Genomic DNA, 19,106 nt, shown 5'->3' on the forward strand with positions numbered 1-19,106 from the left:
GCCTGCCGACAGGAGGCGTTCGAGGGCCTGATGAGCCGGATAGCGGGACGCTTCACACGAGTCGAATCCCGACGCCGGGCCCGGAAGTTGGTACTCGGCCTGTTGCCGGACCTGCCGCGCAAGAACTGCCGGACCATCGCCGAGTGGGCCGGGGACAGGACCCCGCACGGCATGCAGCACCTGCTCGGGAGGGCGACGTGGGATGCCGACCAGGTCCGCGACGAGGCGGGTGACTACGTGGTGGAGCATCTGCACGACGACGAGGCGGTGCTGGTGGTCGACGAGACCGGCGACGTGAAGAAGGGCACCGACACCGTTGGAGTCCAGCGGCAGTACACCGGAACCGCGGGCAGGATCGCGAACGCCCAGGTCGCCGCCTACCTGGTCTACCCCGGCCGCGGCGGGTACGCCGCAGTAGACCGGGAACTCTACGTTCCGCGTTCCTGGACCTCCGATCCCGACCGCTGCCGGGCCGCCGGCCTCGGTGACAATACGGAGTTCGCGACCAAGCCGGAGCCGGCCGCTCGCATGGTCACCCGATTCCTCGACGCCGGCCATCGGGCCACCTGGGGCGCGGGAGACGAGGTCTACGGCGGCAACCCGAAGCTGCGCACCGCGCTGGAGGAACGCGGCGCCGGCTACGTCCTCGCGGTGGCCTGCTCGCACGAAGTCACCACAGGCGCCGGGAGGTTTCGCGCCGACATGTTGGCCAGGAAGGTGCCCAAGAGGGCCTGGCAGAAGCTGTCCGCAGGGGCCGGAGCCAAGGGCCACCGCCTCTACGACTGGGCCGTCATCGACCTCACCGATCCCCGGCCCGGGAGCCGGCAGCTGCTGATCCGCCGCAACCGCAGCACCGGTGAACTCGCCTGCCGCAGTGCCGCTGACCACCCTGGTGCGCGTCGCTGGATCAAGGTGGCGGGACGAGGAGTTCTTCCAGTCCGGCAAGGGCCTGGCGGCCCTGGACGAGCAGCAGGTCCGCCGCTACCCGTCCTGGTCCCGCTGGGTCACCCTGACCATGCTCGCGCATGCCTTCCTCGCTGTCCTCCGCGCGAACGAACACGAGAGTCATCCCTCGCCCCACGAGCTGATGCCGCTCACTTGTGACGAGATCCAACGACTGTTCATCACGCTCGTCAACCGGACCGTCTTTGACCCTGTCCACCGACTTCGCTGGTCCGTCTGGCGACGCCGCCACCAGGCCCGATCCCAGACCAGCCACTACCGGCGTCAAGCCGCTCAAGCATGAAGATCACGACCTACGGCTGTAGTACTAACGATCAGATCGCTCGGAAATATCGATGAGAGCCGACAACACTGGCGTATGCCTGCCGTCGTTGGGTGACCTGTTCCGACATCGTCTGCCAGTGATCTTGGCTGATACGGTCCGATCATGCCGCGCCTGGTGGAAGTCCCTGGGTACGTACGCTTCTTGACCGCCTCGGCTGTGTCTGCGTTCGGTTCTCAGGTCACGGGGCTGGCGTTGCAGATCCTTACCGCCGTGGCGCTGAGAGCATCCGCCACAGAGGTAGGCATCGTCAACGCCGCCCGCTGGGTTCCGTATCTGCTCTTCGGACTCGTAGCCGGGGTCGTGGTGGACCGCTGGCGGCGCAGGCCGATGATGGTCGCCACGGATCTCGGCAGAGCAGTCCTGCTCGGTGCGATACCGGTGCTGTATGCGCTGGATCGGCTCACCATCCCCGCTCTGTGCATGTTCGTCTTCGTGTTCGGAGTGCTGTCCTTGCTGTTCGAGGCGGCGAACCAGTCGTATGTGCCACAGCTGGTACCGAAAGAACTGCTCAACGCGGGATACGCCCGTGTGCAACAGGCCGACGCGGTGGCCGGCTCGACCGGTCCGCTGATCGCCGGGGTACTCATCAAATTCATGGGAGCGCCGCTGGCCGTGCTGGTGGACGCCCTCACCTATCTGATATCCGGCGTGCTCCTCGCCTCAGTGAAAGCGCCCGACCCCGTCCCCGATCGAGGCGCACGGCGCAGCCTGGGCAGCGAGCTGCGCGAAGGCGTGGCATGGGTCTACCGGCATCGCACCCTGGCGTCCATCGCCCTGACCTCGCACGCGATGCTCCTCTTCAACAGCATAGTGAGCACGGTCTTCGTGGTCTTCGCCCTGCAGAGCCTCAAGATCGGGGAATTCAGTCTGGGGGTCACCTACGCCTTTGCGAGTGCCGGCGCGATCCTCGGCGGTGCGCTCTCAGGGCGCGTGGCCAGAAGACTGGACGTCGGCGCCACTCTGATCGCCTTCCGCCTGCTCGCCGCCATCGGCTGGCTGCCCCTGGTCTTGGCCGTGCGTGGACCGTGGGCGCTTGCCTCCGTGTCGCTCGCATTCTTCATCGTGTCCCTGGCCATCGGCATAGAAAGCCCGGTGGAGATGAGCTACCGCCAGGCGGTGACACCCGATCGGCTGCGCGGGCGGATGAACGCGACGATCCGCTCGATGAACTGGGGAATGGTAGCGGTGGGGGCACCACTTGGCGGAGTACTCGCCGACCAGGTCAGCTATCGCTTCGCCCTGTGGACCGGACTGTCCGGAGCAGTCATCCAGGCACTCGTGCTGACGTTCTCGCCCACCCGGAAGGCCCGTACTGCCGACGAACTCGATCCCTCGACAGCTAACCTGACACGGCACGGCGCAGAAGCCGCTGCCGGGGAGAGCAAGGACTGATCAGCTCGCGGTGGCATTTCGGGCCTGGGCGGCCCTGGTGCCGGCGAGACGGTAGGAGTCGCTGCCGGTCTCGATGATGTTCCCTCCGAAGGTCAAGCGGTCGACGATGGCCGCTCAGAGTCGCGGATCGGCGAAGGTTTTCTCCACCCCGCGAACTCGTTCGAGGCGATGGCGACGCTGTTCCTCTCCTCCCGCTACGACAAGAGGGCCCACGTCTTCCACGGCACCGTCACTGTCGCCGTGATCGGCGTGTGGCTTCGCCACGAGAAGTAAGCCGGACGAGCCGGTGCAGGGTCTTCCAGTGTCGGGATACACGGCACACCACAGCGCTGATCCGGTCCAGCACATGTACCTGTTCGGCTTCCCGGCCACGACCGCCATGAACTGCGTGGCCGCCGCACACTCCTTCGAAGGCGCCAACACGTCGCGTACGCGCAACCAGATCCGCACACTGACAGGCTCGTGGCGCCGGTCGGGGTGTAGGTGCGGGGTCTGCGCTACGGGTGTTGCGGCAGGGCGTAGTTCGCCGCTCTCGTGGGCATCGTCGAGGCTGTGGTTCGAAGGTGGGACGCGGGGGCACCAGGCTGGAACTTCCATAACTCTTTTCCTTGTGTTTGTACAGGTCACGGACGTGTACCGCCCCTAGAAGTGCCTGATGTTGCTGGCAGGTGTGGCGGACTTGCTGCCGCGGGACGTCTAAAGAGATGAGCACGCTGTGTTGCCCGGACATCGTCCGGTGGGCCGGGTCAGTTACCGGTCCCCCTGCCAGGACCCCGACCAGAGGGGTGGGCATTGCTCCAGATCTGCTCACCTGGAAAAGGACAGCAAGGGCCTCAACCCGCGTTCCGTCACGGTGCTTTACGGCCGCGGCGGGGCAGCGGGGAAGGGCCGAAGGTGCGCACGGCCCGTAGGAGCCGTGTCGCGGAGGGTTCGGCCTGCGCGTCTGCCGTGAAACGGACGCCGCGCACCATGAAGATCGGCGAGGTCTGTTGAGTACGGACACCGCCGAGCGAGCATTCACTGCGTTTGTCCGGGAGAACGCCACCCGGTTCTACGCATTCGCCTATTCCCAGTGCCGGAACAGGCAGCTCGCGCAAGACATCCTTCAGGACGCCTTCGTCAACGTGTGGAAGGCGTGGCCGAATCGAACGGATCAGGATGCCGTCCCTCTCGGATACGTACACACGACGATCCGCCGTCTCATGGTGGACCGCTACCGCGCCCTCAAACGCCGCGTGGCGGAAACCCCCTGGGACGACGAGAAGGACGGCCAGATCCCGGATACGTGCGACATCGCGGAGGAAGCCACCTACCGCGCCATGGAACGCGATCTCCGGGCTGCCATGGCCACGCTGGAAGACATCCAGCAGGACCTGATCCATCTCATCTACTTCGGGCAGCTGTCTATGGCCGCTGCAGGCCGTGAACTCGGCCTCGCAGAGACCACCGCCCGGAGATACCACGAGGCCGCTTTGTCCCGCCTGCGCGAGATGATCGGCCACGAACCTAAGGAGGACCAGGGTGGACGCTGAAAAGCGTCTGCGCCTGGCCGCCGAATCCCTCAACAGGGAAGCCCTCCGGTTCGATGACGACGCCTTCGTCCAGCACCTGCTGGAGGGGCTCGGCATCAAGCCATCTCAGGAGGGCTGCGCTGGGGATTCCGCGCTCCGGGCCGGCCGCCCACCACAGGCCGGCCCGGAGAAGGGCGGAAGGCGCAGATACTGTGGCAATCCCCGTCACGCCGAGTTCTTCGAACTGGAGCTGGAAGAACTCAAGAGCAACACCACTCTTCACACAGAACCGCGTCTGCTGCGCAGGATCGCCGAACTCAGCGAGTATCTCGGACACGGGGCCGGGGAATCGCGTGATTGGTGGCTCCTCGCGGCCATGGCGGGGGATCCACTCGCGGCACTCACCGTGAAGGAGTGGCAGAGCTCATCGCACGAGACCGGGACAGGGCAGGAATCCAGGTCTCGCCGGTCTGCATGAGGCAGATCGGTTAACCACGTGCACACCACCGACTGTTCGAGAGGAGACCAAGCACAGGCAGACACAACGCTCTTCATCGGCCGGCGCAATCGGCCGAAAGGCAACCTATGGGAGCACAGCACCCGATTCTCCGGCCTAGCTGCCGGAGAGCGGTGGGATGAGGCTGCGGCAAAAATACGGGCCCGCGACACGGGGCGCGGCACGTGACTGCAGGCCGTCGCAGAGCTCCCTGGGATGCGGCCCTCGCCTAGCAAGCGAGGGCCGCATTCTCATATCTGACGTTTCACCTGGCCCTGTCGCGGATGGCTATGCAGCCACCGCGGATGACGGATCGCTCGTCGTCTTCATCAGTAGAACCGCACCGCCAAATCAAAGATCCAGAGGAGGGGACGTGACCAGCCCGCGCAGCATCCACCTGCTGCACGACAGCAGCTCGGCCATCGTTGCCAGCCACCACTACCTTGCCGTTGCGGGCGCCTCAGTCACACCCATCCTGGTGGGCCTCCTGAGCGCCGTCGTCGCGATCGGCCTTGCCATCACCGGCTGGAGACTGGTCGCCCGCTGGCGCCGCCGTGACAACCGCCGAACAGACCTCACCGATTTGGGACAGCTCCTGCGCCGCATCCACGTAGACCTTCAGCTGCTCGCCGACCAGAACACGGTCGCCACGACCAGCGACTGCCAGGCGCTGCGCACGTTGAAGTACGAAATCGACTGCCCTGGTGCCGTGTTCGAGCGGGAGGTCAACGCGGCCGTCGCCGCGGTCAGTTCCTATCTCGACGGGCTGTTCTCCACAGCGCTGCCGGACGCCGCGGGTGCCGGCGGAACGACGGCCCTTGCGCAGGCCCGGACCCAGGGCCGTGCCATCCAGGACGCGCTCACCGCAACGATCACCGCGCAAACGCTCGTCAGCCGGCTGCGCGACCGGTGACCACTCGTCCGGTCTGGCTGGGCGGCCGTGGACAGTCCAGCCTTATCGGGTCGCCAGAGCCGCTGTGGGCCTGCGACGTGCCCTCACTGGGGCCGCAGTAGGGACCGGGGAGAGCGTCGAAGGCCCTCGTTTACGGCACTGCCGGGCTTCGTGGTGGCGACGTGGCTCAACTTGGCTTTGTCGCGGAGACGGCATCGCGGGGAAGCATCACCAGCGCGGCCGTATCACCGGAGTCGGACGGGCAGAGCAGGGTGCGGATGCCGTGACGCTGGGAGAGCCGGCCGACCGCTGACAGACCCGTGCGGCAGAAGGCTGGTGCATCCACGGTGGGCAGCAAGGCGAGCGGCTCGTTGAACGCGGCGATGGATTGGTCTCACTGTTCGGCGCCGCCGGAGCGTGGGTAAAGCGACAGACTGTCGACTCGGGCAATTCGCCCACGGCCGACTCAAGCCACACGCTGCGTGCTACGTTCCGAACACCCCCGGCCGTACGCGCAATTCGAGGAGAGCGATGGCGTACACGCCTCCCACCTGGCCCGTCTCCGTCAAAGGGGTGGCCGTGGACAGCCGCCGGCGAGTCCTGCTGCTGAAGAACGAACGCGAGGAGTGGGAACTGCCCGGTGGCCGACTCGAACCCTCCGACGGCACACCGGAGTTGGCATTGGCGAGGGAGATCGGGGAGGAGACCGGCTGGGCGGTCAAGGCCGGCCCACTCCTGGACGTGTGGATCTACCAGCCTCTGCCCGTGACCATGCCGGACCGGCGCGTCGTGATCGTCACCTACGGCTGCCTGGTCCTCACCCCGGACGTGACCCCCGTGGTGAGTCACGAACACAAGCAGCTCGGCATGTTCACCGCCGATGACGTGCCCGGCCTGACCATGCCGGACGGATACAAACAGTCCATCGCCGACTGGTACGCACGGATGTGACCGACCATGGACAACGCCATGGTCGTGCGGCGTACGCCGCACACCCTGTGGCGCTGGGCCACCCCGCAGGCCGAGGCAGTCCTCGCCGCCCGCGACCTCGGGGCCATCCTGCGCTTCCACCGCGCCGTGCACGGCATGAACCGATCCGAACTCGGGCGGCTCCTCGGCTACGACACGACGTACATCTCGCTCCTCGAACTCGGCAGACGGAGCCTCGAAGATGTCAGAGGTCGTCAAGTCCGTTTCAGGGTGCGTCTCCGTAGCGGGCGGCAATCGCGGCGGCGCGGTTGCGCAGGGAGGTGCGCAACGACTGCGGGGCCAGGGCTTCCGCGTCCGTGCCGAGCTGCCACAGCGCCCATTCGGCGTGCCGGGAATCCTGGAAGGTCACCTCCAGTCGCAGCCGTCCGTCTGCGTCGGGTTCTTCTGCGCGGACGGCCAGCACGGTGTCCAGCAGGTCCTCCCGCCGCGCCGGGTTCACCCGTAGCAGCACAGTGATGTGGTCGCCGCCGGAGATGAACTGTGCGGAGCGCTCACGCCAGATCCGGTCCAGATCGACCCGGCTTGGCCGCTGTGCCGTTTCGGGGAGCTCCTCGGCGGCCAGGACCCGGGACAGCCGGTAGGTGCGGTCCGCGCCCGATCTCGTCGCCAGCAAGTAGCCCTGGTCGCGTACGGTGACCAGGCCGATCGGGTCCACCGTGCGCCACTTCGGGGTCTGGTCCACGGCCGCATAGTGAATGCGCAGCTTGTGTCCGGCGAGCACCGCGCGCCGGACCTCGATCATTGCGGTGCCGGGTACCTGCTCAGTGACCAGTCGGCGTGAGAGCAGGTCGGTCTCCGGGTCGACGAGAAATCGCTGGGCCGCGTCGCTCGCGGCGACCCGGTGGCTTTCGGGCAGCGTGTCGACCACCTTCCGCATGACCGAAGCGAGCGCCGAGCCGAGGCCGAATACCTGCTCGCCGCGCCCCGATCCTGCGGTCAGCAAGGCCAGGGCCTCGTCGTGGTTCAGTCCGGTGAGCTCGGTCCGGAAACCGGGCAACAGCGCGAACCCGCCGTGTCGGCCGCGTTCGGCGTAGACCGGGACGCCAGCCACGGACAGCGCCTCGATGTCGCGCAGCACGGTGCGGGTGGATACCTCCAGCTCGCGGGCCAGCGTGTCCGCCGTCAGCCGACCGCGCTGGCGCAGCAGTAGCACCAGTGAGACCAACCGGTCGGCACGCATACGAGAACCTTAACGGAATACATGACTGAGGGTGTCGTGATTTGTTGGGAGGCTCGTTGACGCGACGTCAAAGCTGGCGGCAACCGCGCCGATGGACGTACGTACTCCCGATGAATCGAACGGAGCTGATGTGGAAGTGGAACGAACGGCGGTCAACCCGGTCACGTGGTCGCAGGAGATGGGATTCAACCAGGGTGAGGTCGTCTCCGGGCACACACGGACCCTGTACATCTCGGGGCAGACCGCGATGAGCGGCGAAGGCAAGCCCAAGCATCACGGTGACATGGCGGCGCAGTTGACGCTGAGCATCGACAACCTGGAGGCCGTACTCGCCGAGGCCGGCATGTCTCTCGCGAACCTCGTCCGGCTCAACGTCTACACGACCGACGTCGATCAGCTCTTTCAGCACTACGGCGCGCTGGCGGCTCGGTTGGGTGCCGCCGGGGTGGCGCCGACCTCCACGATGCTCGGGGTGACGCGACTGGCGATCATCGGCCAGATGGTCGAGCTTGAGGGGACCGCCGTCGCGTGATACGACCTCACCACCCCTACTGCTCGTGCCGGTTCAACCAGCACGACTAAGGCTTGCCCCGCAATGATCTTCGGGTAAGTGTCGGCCGGTCACGGCGTGATGGCCGACCTATCTGGAGACGTTCAGGTCGTGCAGGCGAGCGACGCCGAGCATGGCGTGGTGGACGCCGTCACCTTTGAGACGGCAGTCGCGGAGGATCTTCCAGGTCTTCATGCGGGCGAAGGTGAGCTCGACGCGAGCGCGTATCTGCTGGTGGGCGCGGTTGTATTGCCGTTTTTAGCCGGGCAGTTCCTCGCCGGCCCGGCGGCGGTGCGGCATCACGATTTAGGTGCCTGGATAGCCGCCGCCGGCGATCTGACATCGCCGTACCTCGCCACCGAGTCGCCTCCGACAAGCCGTCCAACGACGTGGGGAGAATTCGGGGAGTATGAGCCCTCCGGTGTACGGGTGCCTCAATTGATCCGCTGGACGGACATCTCGTCGCCACTCCATTGCGGCCATTCGACTTCGGCGGTGCTCGGCGATCCGTACCGCGCGAAATGTGCCCAACTCTGTCGAAGAGGCTTGCCTTTGGCCTCGACGGTGGCCCAGTCGGTGCTGCCCAGCACCGGGCTCCCGGCCCACGCCTCCTGCGTCCCCAGCAGGAAGGGCATCTCGGCGCCGTGCACGGCGCCGAGGCCTCCTGCCGGTGCCCAGCCGAACTCGTACAGGAAGGCCGCTCCGCCGACGTCGAGGACCTGTTGTCCGATCGCGTATGCCGGCCCGATGAAGACCTTGTGGGACATCGCCGCGACGGCTTCCTCGGGTGCCGGGGACGGGGCGCTGAGGGCGAACGCCCTGCCCTCATCGGAGGTGTAGCCGATGAGAAGGTCCGGCATGGGCTCGGACTGGAAGGTGCGTCGGTTCGTCTCGGGGTCGGCGAGTGGAGCCATCAGCGCGGGCCGGAACGGCACCGTCCCGCTCTTCATCGACATGTCTGCATTCCACTGTGCGGTCCGGGCTTGGGCGTCGAGGATCCGCTGCACCGGGAGTGTCGTCAGATCGCCACCGGCTGCCTCGGCGAAGTAGGGGCCGGCCGCGACTGCCTCGTCACGGGTGGGGAGCGTCGCGAGAGTCGGTGCGCTCTGTGCGATCACCCGTCGGATCAGTCGTCGGCTGCGTGGGACCGACAGGAGCGTGATGGCCGAGCTTGCGCCGGCGGACTGGCCGAAGACGGTGATGTTCGCCGGATCCCCGCCGAACGCGGCGATGTTGTCGTGCACCCATTCCAGCGCGAGGATCTGGTCGTACAGGCCGAGGTTCCCGTTGCTGACCCCTTGGTGGACCAGGTAGCCCAGGGCACCCAGCCGGTAGTTGATGGACACGACGACGACATCGCCGTCGGCGGCGAGCCGCCCGCCGTCGTACATGGGGAGGGTGCCGCCACCGGTCAGGTATCCGCCGCCGTGCACCCAGACCATCACCGGTCGGCTCCCGGTGAGATCCGGTGTCGTGATCGCCAGGTAGAGGCAGTCCTCGGACTGCGGCGGCTCGTTCCACTGCGGGCCGTAGACCGGTTCCAGGCGGGACGGCAACTGCGGGCAGATCGGGCCCGGCCGGGTCGCGTCGACGGTGTGGGCGTGGCGGTCGGCCCGGACCGGCTGGGCGAACCGTTCGGCCGTTCCGTAGCGGATCCCGGGGAACCGCAGCACATCGTCCGCTCCACGGATGCCGGTGACGGGCCCGGACTCCGGGCGGGCGAGAACGGGTCCCCTGTCGGTGATCATCGTTTGGCTCCTTGTCGTTGAGGGCGGTTCAGTAGGGCAGGGCACGGGGCGTGGTCCAGAGCAGTAAGGGCATCGGGCTCCTCGGCGACTCGTCTCACAGTCCGCGCGGGGCAGGTGCCGGCCGAGCGCGCCGGTGATCCGGCAATCGCTCGCGTACACCGCCGCCTACCGGCTGGTGTCGATGTCACCGGCGGCCACGTGCGGCGTCTGTGGGCGGAGGCAGGGCCCGTCTCGGCATCGGTGCGGTCATGCGATTGCGGCGCGTCGGCGACCGGCCAGCAGCAGGACGGCCGGTCCGATCACCGGCAGGGCCGTGAGCACGAGGAATACCGTGGACAGGCTCGTCACTCCCCCAAGACCGCCGACCAGGGCGGCGCCGACGCTGGCGCCGATGAGGAACACCAGCGTGGCGGCTCCGATGGCGACGCCGCGATCGGCGGGGGTCACGGCCTCGTTGACGGCCGACATCATGGCGGGCTGTCCCAGCCCGAACCCCACCGCGATGAGCCCTACGCCCAGCGCGAGCAACGCCGGGGAGTCTGTGGCGGCTCCGGCCGCGGCGACGAGCAGGGCCAGGGCCGCTATGGAGCACGCGACGGCGATGGCGCGCCGTGCGCCCAGCCGGGCGAGCGCCCTTCGGCAGAACCACGGCGCCACCAGCCCGACGGCCGCGGCGGGGAGCATCAGCAGACCGGTGGCCAGCGGTGTCCAGCCCCAGCCCGCGGCCACGCCGGGCACTCCGACGAGCAGTGCGAACCAGCCGGCCGGGATGGCGGCGGCCGCGAACGAGCTGCGCAGCACCACCGGGTTGGTCACGACGGAGCGGGGCAGGAACCCGTGTGGCCGCGCCCGCACTCGGGCGACGACGGCCGGTGCGCCCGCGGCGAGCAGCACCGCGCCGACGGTCCCCGTGATCAGGCCCGACGACGGCGACTGGAGCAGCAGCACGAGTCCGGACGCGGCCATCGCGATGAGCACGGCACCGGTGCGGTCGATGCGTTCGCCGGACCCGCCGGACGGCGCGAGCCGGGCCAGGTGCGGAAGGGCGAGCAGCCCCAGTGCGGGCAGCGTCATGGCCAGCCGCCAACCGCCTACGTCCTCCAGCGCGCCGCCGATGAGGGGGCCCAGTGCGCTGAACGCGGCCCCCACCCCAGCCACCCGGCCGAGCGCAGCGCCGCGCCGCGGGCCGTCCCACAACGCCGAGACCAGTGCGGTGACCAGCACCGCGATGCTCGCCCCGCCGAAGCCCTGCACGACCCGGGCGACGATCAGGACCGGGAAGCTCGGGGCCAGTGCGGATCCGACCGCGCCGACCGCCATCACGATCACCCCGACGAACAGCGGCACCCGCAGTCCGTACGCGTCGGCCAGCCGTCCGTGCAGCGGGGTCGCGATGGCGAGCACCACCGTGTAGACGCTGATCGTCCAGGCTGCACCGCTTGCGCCGATGCCGAGGTCACCTGCCAGCCGGGGCAGGCTCACCGTGACCGCGGACGTGCCGGTCGTGGCAAGTCCGTAGAGGATTCCGAGGAGAGCGGCGATCCACCCAGGGGAGCGCACGCTCCGGGGTGTGTCCGTGTGGATGCTCACGACATCCCCCATTCGTCGCCGGGGCTGAGCGGGTCGAGGACTTCACCGATGCGGGCGCGCAACCGGCGGGTGTCGCGGGGCAGGTTCCAACCGAGCACGCCGGTAATCCGGCCGTCGCTCGCGTACACGGCGGCGAACCGGCCGGCACGGATGTCGCCGGCGGCCAACGACGGCACGGCGCCTGCCGGGAAGTCGCCGTACGCCTGGATCCTCACGTCGTACTGGTCGGTCCAGAAGTACGGGACCGGCGCGTACGGCTCGCCCTTGCCGAGCAAGGCGCGGGCGGCGGCCGTGCCCTGCTCGGTGGCGTTCATCCGGTGCTCGACCCGAGTCCGCCCGCCGTGCACGGGATGCGGCCACGACGCGACGTCTCCGGCGGCGGCGACGTTCGGCGCGGCCCGGCACAACGAGTCGCAGTCGACGCCGTGGGTCAGCGACAGCCCACTGCCCACGAGCCAGTCGGTGTTGGGTACGGACCCGATGGCGACGAGTACGGCGTCGGCCGGCAGTACGGTGCCGTCGGCGAGTTCCACGCCGTCGACACGAGAGGTGCCCGACAGCCCAGTCACCCCGACGCCCAGCCGCATCCGTACGCCGTGGTCGGCGTGCAGCCGTGCGACCAGGCCACCGAGCCAGGGTCCGAACTGGCGGTTCATGGGCGTCGGCAGCGGATCGACGACGGTGACGTCCGCGCCCGTACCCGAGGCCACGGCGGCCACCTCGCAGCCCATGAAGCCGGCTCCGACGATCACCACCGACCGGGCCGACGCGAGGTCCTCCTTGAAGGCCATCGTGTCCGGCAGGGTCCGCAGCGTGTGCACGCCGGCCAGTTCCCGCCCGAACGGCAGCCGCCGAGGCGTGACCCCGGTGGCGATGACCAGCTTGTCGTAGGCCAGCTCGTCCCCGGGGGACAGCGTGAGTCGTCGGCTCTCGACATCCAGACCTGTGGCTCGCACCCCCAGCATCCATTCGACGCCTTCCACGGCGCACGGCAGGGCGATCCTCGACGGTTCCCACGTTCCGGACAGGATCTGCTTGGACAGCGGCGGCCGGTCGTACGGCATCGAATCCTCGTCGCCGATGACCGTGAGCGGCCCGTCGTAGCCCTGGGACCGGAGCGTCCGGGCAGCGGTGAGTCCCGCGGCCGACGCGCCGACAACGGCTATCACGACTCGTCCAGCGCGATGGCCAGTGCCGGGCACACCCGGGCCGCCCGGCGCACGTCGTCGTACAGCTCGACCGGCGGAAACTCGTTGCGCAGCACGACGATGCCGTCCTCGTCGCGCTGGTCGAACACGTCGGGGGCCATCAGCACGCACTGCCCGGAGCCGACGCACCTGTCCTGATCGACAGCAGCCTTCATGGCGGGAAATCCTTACCAGGTGACGGGAAGCGAGTGGACGCCGTACACGAAGTTGTCGTGCTTGAACGGGACTTCCTCGAAGGGGATCGCCAGTTCCAGCGTCGGGATCCGGCGGTACAACGTGCTGTAGACGACCTGTAGCTCCACGCGGGCCAGAGGCTGGCCGAGGCACTGGTGAACGCCGTAGCCGAAGGCGATGTGGTGCCGGGCCTGGCGGTGGATGTCCAGTCGGTCCGGCTCCGGGAACTGAACCTCGTCGCGGTTGCCGGCCTCGTTGGCCAGGATGATGCCCTCGCCCGCGCGAACCAGCCGGCCGGCGACCTCGATGTCCTCTGTGGCCACACGCCGCCGTCCGCCGGTCGTGATGTTGAGGTACCGCAGCAGTTCCTCAACCGCATTGACAATCAGATCCGGGGCGTCGGTGTCGCGGATCTCGGCCAGCTGCGCGGGGTCGCGCAGCAGCGCGAGTGTGCCCAGGGCAATCATGTTGGCGGTGGTCTCGTGGCCCGCGCTGAGCATCAGCACCGCCATGGCGGCGATCTCGTCGCGGGTCAGCGCGCCGGTGGCGAGCTGGTCGGTGACCAGTCGGCCGATCATGTCGTCGGTCGGCTGCTTCTCCTTGGCCGCCACCAGGTCCAACAGGTACGCCTTGAGCTCGTCGCCGGCCTTGACCGCTTGGTCCGACGTCGTGTTGCGGGCGACCAACTTGGTGCTGCGGGACTGGAAGAAGTCGTGGGCGGAGTACGGCACTCCGAGCAGATCGCAGATCACCAGCGACGGGACCGGCGGCGCGAAGGCGGTCACCAGGTCGACGGGCTTGGGGCCGGCGAGCATGTCGTCGATCAGGCCGTCCACGATCTGCTGAATACGCGGCCGCATCCCCTCCATCCGCTTGATCGTGAAATGGCGGGTGAGCATCTTGCGCTGCCTGTCGTGCTCTGGGTCGTCCATGCTGATGAACGCCTTGGACTTCTCGCGCTGGACCAGGATCGCCTCGGTCTGGGCGGGATAGCCGGGCTTGCCGCTGTCGGCGCTGAAGCGCTGGTCGGCCAGTACCGCGCGCTGCACGTCGTAGTCGGTGACCAGCCACGGCGTGCTGCCGTCCCAGATTCTGACCCGGCTGATCGGCCCGACCTCACGCAGCTGCGGGGACGGGTCGAAGGGGCAGTGGGCGGCCCGCGGCATGGGGAAGGTGGGTATCGCTTCGGGCATGACTACCCTCCGTGATTGAACGTTCGTTTAGTTATGGAGGGTAGCTCATGCCCCCTGTCGGTGCGCAACCTATGGATCGGCAGCATGTGGCCGAGGTCGTCGGGCGATGAGTCGGACGGCCTCGTCGACGAATGCACCAATGGCCCGATCGCCCCGGGGACCGGTTACAGTGCCTCGTGGCCGAGACATCGCAGCGCGCACGCAACCCGCGAGGGCAAGGGGACCGGCTCCGCCTGGAAATCCTGGAGGGGGCCGCGCGCCTGCTGTCCGAGCTGGGCGGCGAGGAGGGGCTGACGATCCGCGGCGTCGCACGCGCCGCGAGTATCTCGCCGGCCGCCATCTATCAGCACTTCACCGATAAGTCTGCGCTGGTCAAAGGGCTGATCGAGTACGACTACGAGCAGATCTCGCAGGCCATGGCCAAGGCTGATGAGTCGTGCGAGCAGGACGCCGTGCTGGAGCGGGTGCGGGCCCAGGTGCGGACCTACTGCCAGTTCGTGGTGGACAACCCCGGCCACTACCGCCTGCTGATCAACCATCAGCCGCTGACGGCGCCCCGGACCGGGCCGATGGTCGACCTCGTGACCAAGGTGGCCACGGCGTTCGAGCGCTGCGAGCAGGCCGGCGTGCGGCTGCGGATGCCGCCCCGGCGAGCTGCGGTCCTGGTCTTTACGGCCGCTCATGGCCGGGTCGCGCTCTGGCACGCCTCCGGAGACTCCGCAGCGGTCGAAGCCCTCGTCGACTTCGTCGACGAGGTGGTCTGGCTCGTCACCCAATGACCTCGATCACATGCCGCCGGTGCGCAAGCTGAGCGCGCCGGCGGGTGGCGTACTCTACCCTTCATAACTAAACGAACGTTTAGTCACGGGGTGCTGCCCTGCCCGGAGCGCTGCGCGCCTTCCCCGTTGAAGTGCTATGCGCCTTCCCGTTCAAGCAAGGCAACTTCGTGTACGGCGTCCACTCGCTTTCCCTCACCCGGTAAGGAATTCTCGCCATGCAATACCTCCGATTGGGCAAGAGCGGGCTGTCGATCTCCAAGGTCGTGCTGGGCTGCATGAGCTTCGGCGACCCGGCCGGCGGCACCCATCAGTGGTCCTTCGGCGTCGACGAGTCCCGTCCGTACTTCAAGCAGGCCATCGAGTCCGGCATCACCACATTCGACACCGCCAACATGTACAGCCACGGCGCCAGCGAGGAGATCACCGGCCGGCTGCTGCGCGAGTTCGCCAAGCGGGACGAGGTGGTCATCGCCACCAAGGTGAACGCCACGATGGGCCCTGGCCCGAAGGGCGGTGGCCTGTCCCGGGCGGCGATCCTCACCCAGGTGGACGAGAGCCTGCGCCGACTGGACACCGATTACATCGACCTCTACCAGATCCACCGGCTCGACCCGAACGTGCAGCCCGAAGAGATCATGGAGGCGCTGCACGACGTGGTGAAGGCCGGCAAGGCCCGCTACATCGGCGCGTCCTCGATGTGGACCTGGCAGTTCGCCAAGCTCCAGCACACCGCGGACCTGCACGGCTGGACCCGGTTCGTGTCCATGCAGGACCAGTACAACCTGCTTCAGCGCGAGGAGGAGCGGGAGATGTTGCCGTACTGCCTGGACCAGGGCATCGGCGTGCTGCCCTGGAGCCCGCTGGCGCGCGGCCGGCTGACCCGCGACCTGGACGAGCAGACCACGCGCAACAGTACCGACGGCGCCGAGGAGATCCTCTACGGCCAGACCGCCAAGGCCGACCGGGGAATCATCGATACGGTCGCCGCCATCGCCACAGAACGCGGCGTCAGCCGCGCCCAGGTGGCACTGGCCTGGGTGATGCACAAGCCGGCGGTCACCGCGCCGATCGTCGGCACCACCAAGCCGCACCACCTCACCGACGCCGTCGCCGCCACCGAACTCAAGCTCAGCGCCGACGAGTTGACCCGACTGGAGCAGCACTACACCACGCGCCCCGCGTCCGGCTTCTGACCCGCGTCCGCTCGACCACGCCCGCTCGGAACAGGACGGTCACCCGGCCACGGTTCCGAGCGGGTCCGCCCCGCCGCGCATCGATACCGGCACGCACCCCGAAACGGAGCCGCGATACGCGGCGATCCTCGAGGCGACGCCCCGGAGGACGGCGGGAACTCGACGCCGACAGCCACGACGCCGGCCCGGACCAGCGCGGCGATCTCGGCCGTCGACACAGAACGCACCGGCAACGCGGCCGAGGGCGTACCAAGACAGCCACTCCCCTACGGCTGGAGGACCGAGATCTCCAGCTCAGGATCGAATCCGGAGTCCGCAGCAACCCTGCGAGCGAACTCGCGAACACCCGCCAACTGGCGTTCGCCGAAGGAGAAGTCCAGAGCTTCGGTGTAGTAGCGGCGCAACGCCTGCTCGTCGAACTCCTCCCACCGGGCGGCCTGCTCGCACACCTTGTCGACTTCGGCCATCGAGAGGTCCCGGGACTCCAGGAAAGCCCGGTGCACCTCGCGCACGATGCGAGGGTTCTGCTCCAAGTAGTCCTTGCGGACGGCCCAGGCCGCGAAAACGAACGGCAGACCAGTCCACGCCTTCCACATCTCGCCCAGGTCGTACACCAGCAGTCCCAGATCCTCAGCCTGGTGGAGGTAGGCGCGCAGCGCGGCGTCACCGATGACGACCGCGGCGTCCGCGTCCTGCATCATCACCGGCAGGTCCGGCGGGCAGGTGAAGTACTCCGGACGGACCCCTTCCCGCTCTTCCAGCAGCAATCGAGCCAGGCGTACCGACGAGCGCGAGGTGGAACCCAAGGCGACCCGGCGCCCGTCCAACTCACGCAGCGGGACCTGGCTGACGATCAGGCATGAGGTCACCGCACCATCGCTGCCCACCGCGATGTCCGGGAGCAACACCAAATCGTCGGCATGCTTGAGGTACTCCATGCAGGCGATCGGACCGATATCCAAGGTCCCGTCGACCAGCAGACTGCTCAGCCGGTCCGGAGTGTCCTTGGTCAACTCCATGTCGAGCAAGGTGCCGGTGCGGGCCAGTCCCCAGTAAATCGGCAGACAGTTGAGGAACTGGATGTGCCCGACCCGGGGACGCTTCCCCGGTTCATGCAGGACGCGAGCTACGTGTGAAATATCCACGTCCACAGGCTAGTACTCCAGAGTCTGCCCGGTACCAGGGGCACCCAGTCAGGGATCAGGCAGGCCAAGGCCGGTTGCGGGGCGGCGGAAACACGACTTCGTACTGCTCGGTTTCCGCGCTACCGGACCGTATGGCCGATGCCCACAACAAATCAGAGCGATCGGAGACTGATGTAGGACCCGATGGGAGTGTCGGAGTAGTCCCCGCAATAGGCCCCGACGAGCTGTTCGCGGATCTTGCCGCCATCACCGGCATGGACGAAAGGTCGTCGGTGCTGGAGGTGGGCTGCGGTACCGGTCAGGCGACGCGCTCACTGGCAACGCTCGGATGCTCGGTGACCGCCGTGGAGCCGGGCGCAGAGATGGCCGCGCTCGCTCGCCACCGGATCGCCTCCTTCCGCAACCTCGAAGTCGAGACGTCAACGTTTGAGGACTGGGACAGCCGCGATCGACGCTTCGACGTCCTCGTGGCAGCGTCGTCGTGGCACTGGGTGGACCTGTTGATCGGCTGGCAGCGAGCGCACGACGTGCTCAATCCCGGAGGCTGGATGGCGCTGCTCGGCCACGTCGTCGTTCGCCGGCCAGGAAAGCCGGAGGTGTACGCCGAGTCCGCCGACCACCACGAGCGGCTCTGCCCCGGGAACCCTGACTGAGGTCATCCGCCACGCGAAGAAGACGTGCGCGGCACCGACGAGGGCTGGTGCCCAGTCGACGATCCCGGAGGATTGTTCGGCCCGACCGTCGTGGCTCAGCGAAGTTAGCGGGGTCGGGCTGGCACAGTGCTCCACTTGGCCATTCGGAGACACGGCCATCTCGCCCGGCCCCACGGCTGGGTCAGCCCGGCTTGACCGCCAGCGTCGCAAAATAGTTCGACATGTATTGAGCGGATACCTTGGATTGGTGCGGCGCTTCCGCAAAGCCGGTGAGGACGAACCCGGCGGCGAGTTGCCCACCGATCTGGTCGGTGAGGGTGTGGCTGTATTCAAGAGCGGCATCCGCGCCAAACTTCGTGGCGCGTTCCTCGGCGGAGTACTGCGTGACATCGCTGTAGGGCAGCTTGTGCACGACGATCAGCTCGCCGCGCTCATCGAGCGCCTCGTGGTCGAACAAGTACACATCAGGGTTGAGGAAGCCCACGAGCAGAGTTCCGCCCGGTCGCAGGACGCGGAAGCACTCACGCCACACCGGTGCCAACTCTGGTACGAAGAGGTTAGAGACCGGATGGAATACGACGTCGAATGTTGCGTCACCGAAGGCGCTGAGGTCGCGCATGTCGCCCAGGACAGTGCGCAGTTCGAGTCCGTCGCGCGCCGCCACCATCTGGTCCTGGCCGAGTTGGCGGGGTGAGTTGTCGAATACGGTGACCCGCGCCCCTGCGGCGGCGAGGATCGGACCCTGCTGGCCACCGCCGGAGGCTAAGCACAACACGTCCTTGCCGGTCAAGTCCGTCGGAAGCCAGGAGCGGTCGACTGGCTCACGCCCGATGAGAACAATCGACCAGTCGCCCATGCGGGCGCGCTCGATATCCTCAGCGCTCACCGGCCTCGACCACTCGTTGCCCTCTTGGACAGACTTGTCCCAGGCTGCCCGATTGTGGGCAACGGGGTCGACAACAATGTCCTGCACGTTTGACTCCCTGCTACAGCCCGGCGGATACCTGCGGTACTGACAGTTCGGTGCCGCTAACGACCTCGTGCACGGTTGGCCGTGGCTTGGCCCCGGGTAGCTCGTTGAACTGGGCATGATGGGGGCTGGGGCGCGCGAATTGATCGTGGCG

Annotated in this window: 17 protein-coding genes and 4 pseudogenes; 10 read left to right on the forward strand and 11 right to left on the reverse strand. The window is 67.8% G+C overall.

Annotation, left to right across the window (positions count from 1 at the left end; genetic code table 11):
* Positions 1 to 30 precede the first annotated feature (30 nt).
* A pseudogene (locus ACIHFB_RS45015) lies at positions 31 to 1,246 on the forward strand (IS701 family transposase).
* Between the two features lie 144 nt (positions 1,247 to 1,390).
* Entirely contained in the window at positions 1,391 to 2,680 is a 1,290-nt protein-coding gene (locus tag ACIHFB_RS45020) for an MFS transporter (protein WP_400129911.1), read from the forward strand.
* Here ACIHFB_RS45020 and ACIHFB_RS45025 read toward each other — a convergent pair.
* A pseudogene (locus ACIHFB_RS45025) lies at positions 2,681 to 2,874 on the reverse strand (ATP-binding protein); the annotation flags it as partial.
* A 795-nt stretch (positions 2,875 to 3,669) separates the two neighbouring features.
* On the opposite strand from ACIHFB_RS45025, the gene ACIHFB_RS45030 reads away from it, so the two are divergent.
* The 3 genes from ACIHFB_RS45030 to ACIHFB_RS45040 all read left to right on the forward strand — a co-directional run bounded on the left by ACIHFB_RS45030 (position 3,670) and on the right by ACIHFB_RS45040 (position 5,600).
* Positions 3,670 to 4,212, forward strand: coding sequence for an RNA polymerase sigma factor (locus ACIHFB_RS45030; RefSeq protein ID WP_400129912.1), 543 nt, complete (start codon positions 3,670 to 3,672; stop codon positions 4,210 to 4,212).
* Positions 4,202 to 4,669 (forward strand): hypothetical protein, encoded by a 468-nt coding sequence (locus ACIHFB_RS45035; RefSeq protein ID WP_365287975.1) that lies wholly within the window; start codon positions 4,202 to 4,204, stop codon positions 4,667 to 4,669. Before ACIHFB_RS45030 ends, ACIHFB_RS45035 begins: the two co-directional genes overlap by 11 nt.
* Positions 4,670 to 5,060: 391 nt before the next feature.
* The gene (locus tag ACIHFB_RS45040; RefSeq protein WP_365287977.1) at positions 5,061 to 5,600 is read left to right on the forward strand and encodes a hypothetical protein; all 540 of its coding nucleotides are present in this window, start codon (positions 5,061 to 5,063) and stop codon (positions 5,598 to 5,600) included.
* Between the two features lie 175 nt (positions 5,601 to 5,775).
* On the opposite strand, the pseudogene ACIHFB_RS45045 reads toward ACIHFB_RS45040, so the two are convergent.
* Positions 5,776 to 5,970: pseudogene (locus tag ACIHFB_RS45045) on the reverse strand (hypothetical protein); the annotation flags it as partial.
* 140 nt (positions 5,971 to 6,110) lie between these two features.
* Between ACIHFB_RS45045 and ACIHFB_RS45050 the strand changes: the two are divergent.
* The gene (locus ACIHFB_RS45050) at positions 6,111 to 6,530 is read left to right on the forward strand and encodes an NUDIX domain-containing protein (RefSeq protein ID WP_365287979.1); all 420 of its coding nucleotides are present in this window, start codon (positions 6,111 to 6,113) and stop codon (positions 6,528 to 6,530) included.
* Positions 6,531 to 6,774: 244 nt separating this feature from the next.
* Here ACIHFB_RS45050 and ACIHFB_RS45055 read toward each other — a convergent pair whose 3' ends face one another.
* Complete coding sequence (locus ACIHFB_RS45055; protein WP_400129913.1) at positions 6,775 to 7,749, reverse strand: helix-turn-helix transcriptional regulator; 975 nt, start codon at positions 7,747 to 7,749, stop codon at positions 6,775 to 6,777.
* A 136-nt stretch (positions 7,750 to 7,885) separates the two neighbouring features.
* Between ACIHFB_RS45055 and ACIHFB_RS45060 the strand changes: the two genes are divergently transcribed.
* Positions 7,886 to 8,281 carry a RidA family protein gene (locus ACIHFB_RS45060; RefSeq protein WP_365288005.1) on the forward strand — a complete coding sequence of 132 codons (396 nt, stop codon included), beginning with the start codon at positions 7,886 to 7,888 and terminating at the stop codon, positions 8,279 to 8,281.
* A gap of 108 nt (positions 8,282 to 8,389) precedes the next feature.
* On the opposite strand, the pseudogene ACIHFB_RS45065 reads toward ACIHFB_RS45060, so the two are convergent.
* From ACIHFB_RS45065 to ACIHFB_RS45090, 6 genes and pseudogenes are all read right to left on the reverse strand, one after another.
* Positions 8,390 to 8,635 (reverse strand): annotated as a pseudogene (locus tag ACIHFB_RS45065) (transposase family protein); the annotation flags it as partial.
* A gap of 98 nt (positions 8,636 to 8,733) precedes the next feature.
* Complete coding sequence (locus ACIHFB_RS45070) at positions 8,734 to 10,047, reverse strand: carboxylesterase family protein (RefSeq protein ID WP_400129914.1); 1,314 nt, start codon at positions 10,045 to 10,047, stop codon at positions 8,734 to 8,736.
* Between the two features lie 246 nt (positions 10,048 to 10,293).
* Positions 10,294 to 11,637, reverse strand: coding sequence for an MFS transporter (locus ACIHFB_RS45075; RefSeq protein ID WP_400129915.1), 1,344 nt, complete (start codon positions 11,635 to 11,637; stop codon positions 10,294 to 10,296).
* A complete protein-coding gene (locus ACIHFB_RS45080; RefSeq protein ID WP_365287987.1) occupies positions 11,634 to 12,806 on the reverse strand; it encodes an FAD/NAD(P)-binding oxidoreductase in 1,173 nt (390 codons plus the stop codon). Before ACIHFB_RS45080 ends, ACIHFB_RS45075 begins: the two co-directional genes overlap by 4 nt.
* Positions 12,803 to 13,000 (reverse strand): ferredoxin, encoded by a 198-nt coding sequence (locus tag ACIHFB_RS45085; protein WP_365287989.1) that lies wholly within the window; start codon positions 12,998 to 13,000, stop codon positions 12,803 to 12,805. The genes ACIHFB_RS45080 and ACIHFB_RS45085 overlap by 4 nt, the downstream gene beginning before the upstream one ends.
* 12 nt (positions 13,001 to 13,012) lie before the next feature.
* The gene (locus tag ACIHFB_RS45090) at positions 13,013 to 14,212 is read right to left on the reverse strand and encodes a cytochrome P450 (RefSeq protein WP_400129916.1); all 1,200 of its coding nucleotides are present in this window, start codon (positions 14,210 to 14,212) and stop codon (positions 13,013 to 13,015) included.
* Positions 14,213 to 14,388: 176 nt separating this feature from the next.
* On the opposite strand from ACIHFB_RS45090, the gene ACIHFB_RS45095 reads away from it, so the two are divergent.
* Positions 14,389 to 14,991 carry a TetR/AcrR family transcriptional regulator gene (locus ACIHFB_RS45095; protein WP_365287993.1) on the forward strand — a complete coding sequence of 201 codons (603 nt, stop codon included), beginning with the start codon at positions 14,389 to 14,391 and terminating at the stop codon, positions 14,989 to 14,991.
* A 215-nt stretch (positions 14,992 to 15,206) separates the two neighbouring features.
* A complete protein-coding gene (locus ACIHFB_RS45100) occupies positions 15,207 to 16,184 on the forward strand; it encodes an aldo/keto reductase (protein ID WP_365287995.1) in 978 nt (325 codons plus the stop codon).
* Between the two features lie 266 nt (positions 16,185 to 16,450).
* On the opposite strand, the gene ACIHFB_RS45105 is transcribed toward ACIHFB_RS45100, so the two are convergent.
* Positions 16,451 to 17,329, reverse strand: a complete 879-nt coding sequence (locus ACIHFB_RS45105; RefSeq protein ID WP_365287997.1) for a menaquinone biosynthesis protein — start codon at positions 17,327 to 17,329, stop codon at positions 16,451 to 16,453.
* A gap of 131 nt (positions 17,330 to 17,460) precedes the next feature.
* On the opposite strand from ACIHFB_RS45105, the gene ACIHFB_RS45110 reads away from it, so the two are divergent.
* The gene (locus ACIHFB_RS45110; protein ID WP_365287999.1) at positions 17,461 to 17,982 is read left to right on the forward strand and encodes a class I SAM-dependent methyltransferase; all 522 of its coding nucleotides are present in this window, start codon (positions 17,461 to 17,463) and stop codon (positions 17,980 to 17,982) included.
* Positions 17,983 to 18,163: 181 nt separating this feature from the next.
* Here ACIHFB_RS45110 and ACIHFB_RS45115 read toward each other — a convergent pair whose 3' ends face one another.
* Positions 18,164 to 18,955 carry a class I SAM-dependent methyltransferase gene (locus tag ACIHFB_RS45115; protein ID WP_365288001.1) on the reverse strand — a complete coding sequence of 264 codons (792 nt, stop codon included), beginning with the start codon at positions 18,953 to 18,955 and terminating at the stop codon, positions 18,164 to 18,166.
* Positions 18,956 to 19,106 lie beyond the last annotated feature (151 nt).

The sequence above is a fragment of the Streptomyces sp. NPDC051963 genome, from assembly GCF_044593495.1.
GTDB lineage: Bacteria > Actinomycetota > Actinomycetes > Streptomycetales > Streptomycetaceae > Streptomyces.

What these genes read in the sequence shown, in the direction of transcription:
- ACIHFB_RS45090 (WP_400129916.1), bottom strand. Translation starts at nt 14,212, where the DNA reads ATGCCCGAAGCGATACCCACCTTCCCCATGCCGCGGGCCGCCCACTGC.
- ACIHFB_RS45020 (WP_400129911.1), top strand. Translation starts at nt 1,391, where the DNA reads ATGCCGCGCCTGGTGGAAGTCCCTGGGTACGTACGCTTCTTGACCGCC.
- ACIHFB_RS45085 (WP_365287989.1), bottom strand. Translation starts at nt 13,000, where the DNA reads ATGAAGGCTGCTGTCGATCAGGACAGGTGCGTCGGCTCCGGGCAGTGC.
- ACIHFB_RS45110 (WP_365287999.1), top strand. Translation starts at nt 17,461, where the DNA reads ATGGCCGATGCCCACAACAAATCAGAGCGATCGGAGACTGATGTAGGA.
- ACIHFB_RS45050 (WP_365287979.1), top strand. Translation starts at nt 6,111, where the DNA reads ATGGCGTACACGCCTCCCACCTGGCCCGTCTCCGTCAAAGGGGTGGCC.
- ACIHFB_RS45100 (WP_365287995.1), top strand. Translation starts at nt 15,207, where the DNA reads ATGCAATACCTCCGATTGGGCAAGAGCGGGCTGTCGATCTCCAAGGTC.
- ACIHFB_RS45070 (WP_400129914.1), bottom strand. Translation starts at nt 10,047, where the DNA reads ATGATCACCGACAGGGGACCCGTTCTCGCCCGCCCGGAGTCCGGGCCC.
- ACIHFB_RS45055 (WP_400129913.1), bottom strand. Translation starts at nt 7,749, where the DNA reads ATGCGTGCCGACCGGTTGGTCTCACTGGTGCTACTGCTGCGCCAGCGC.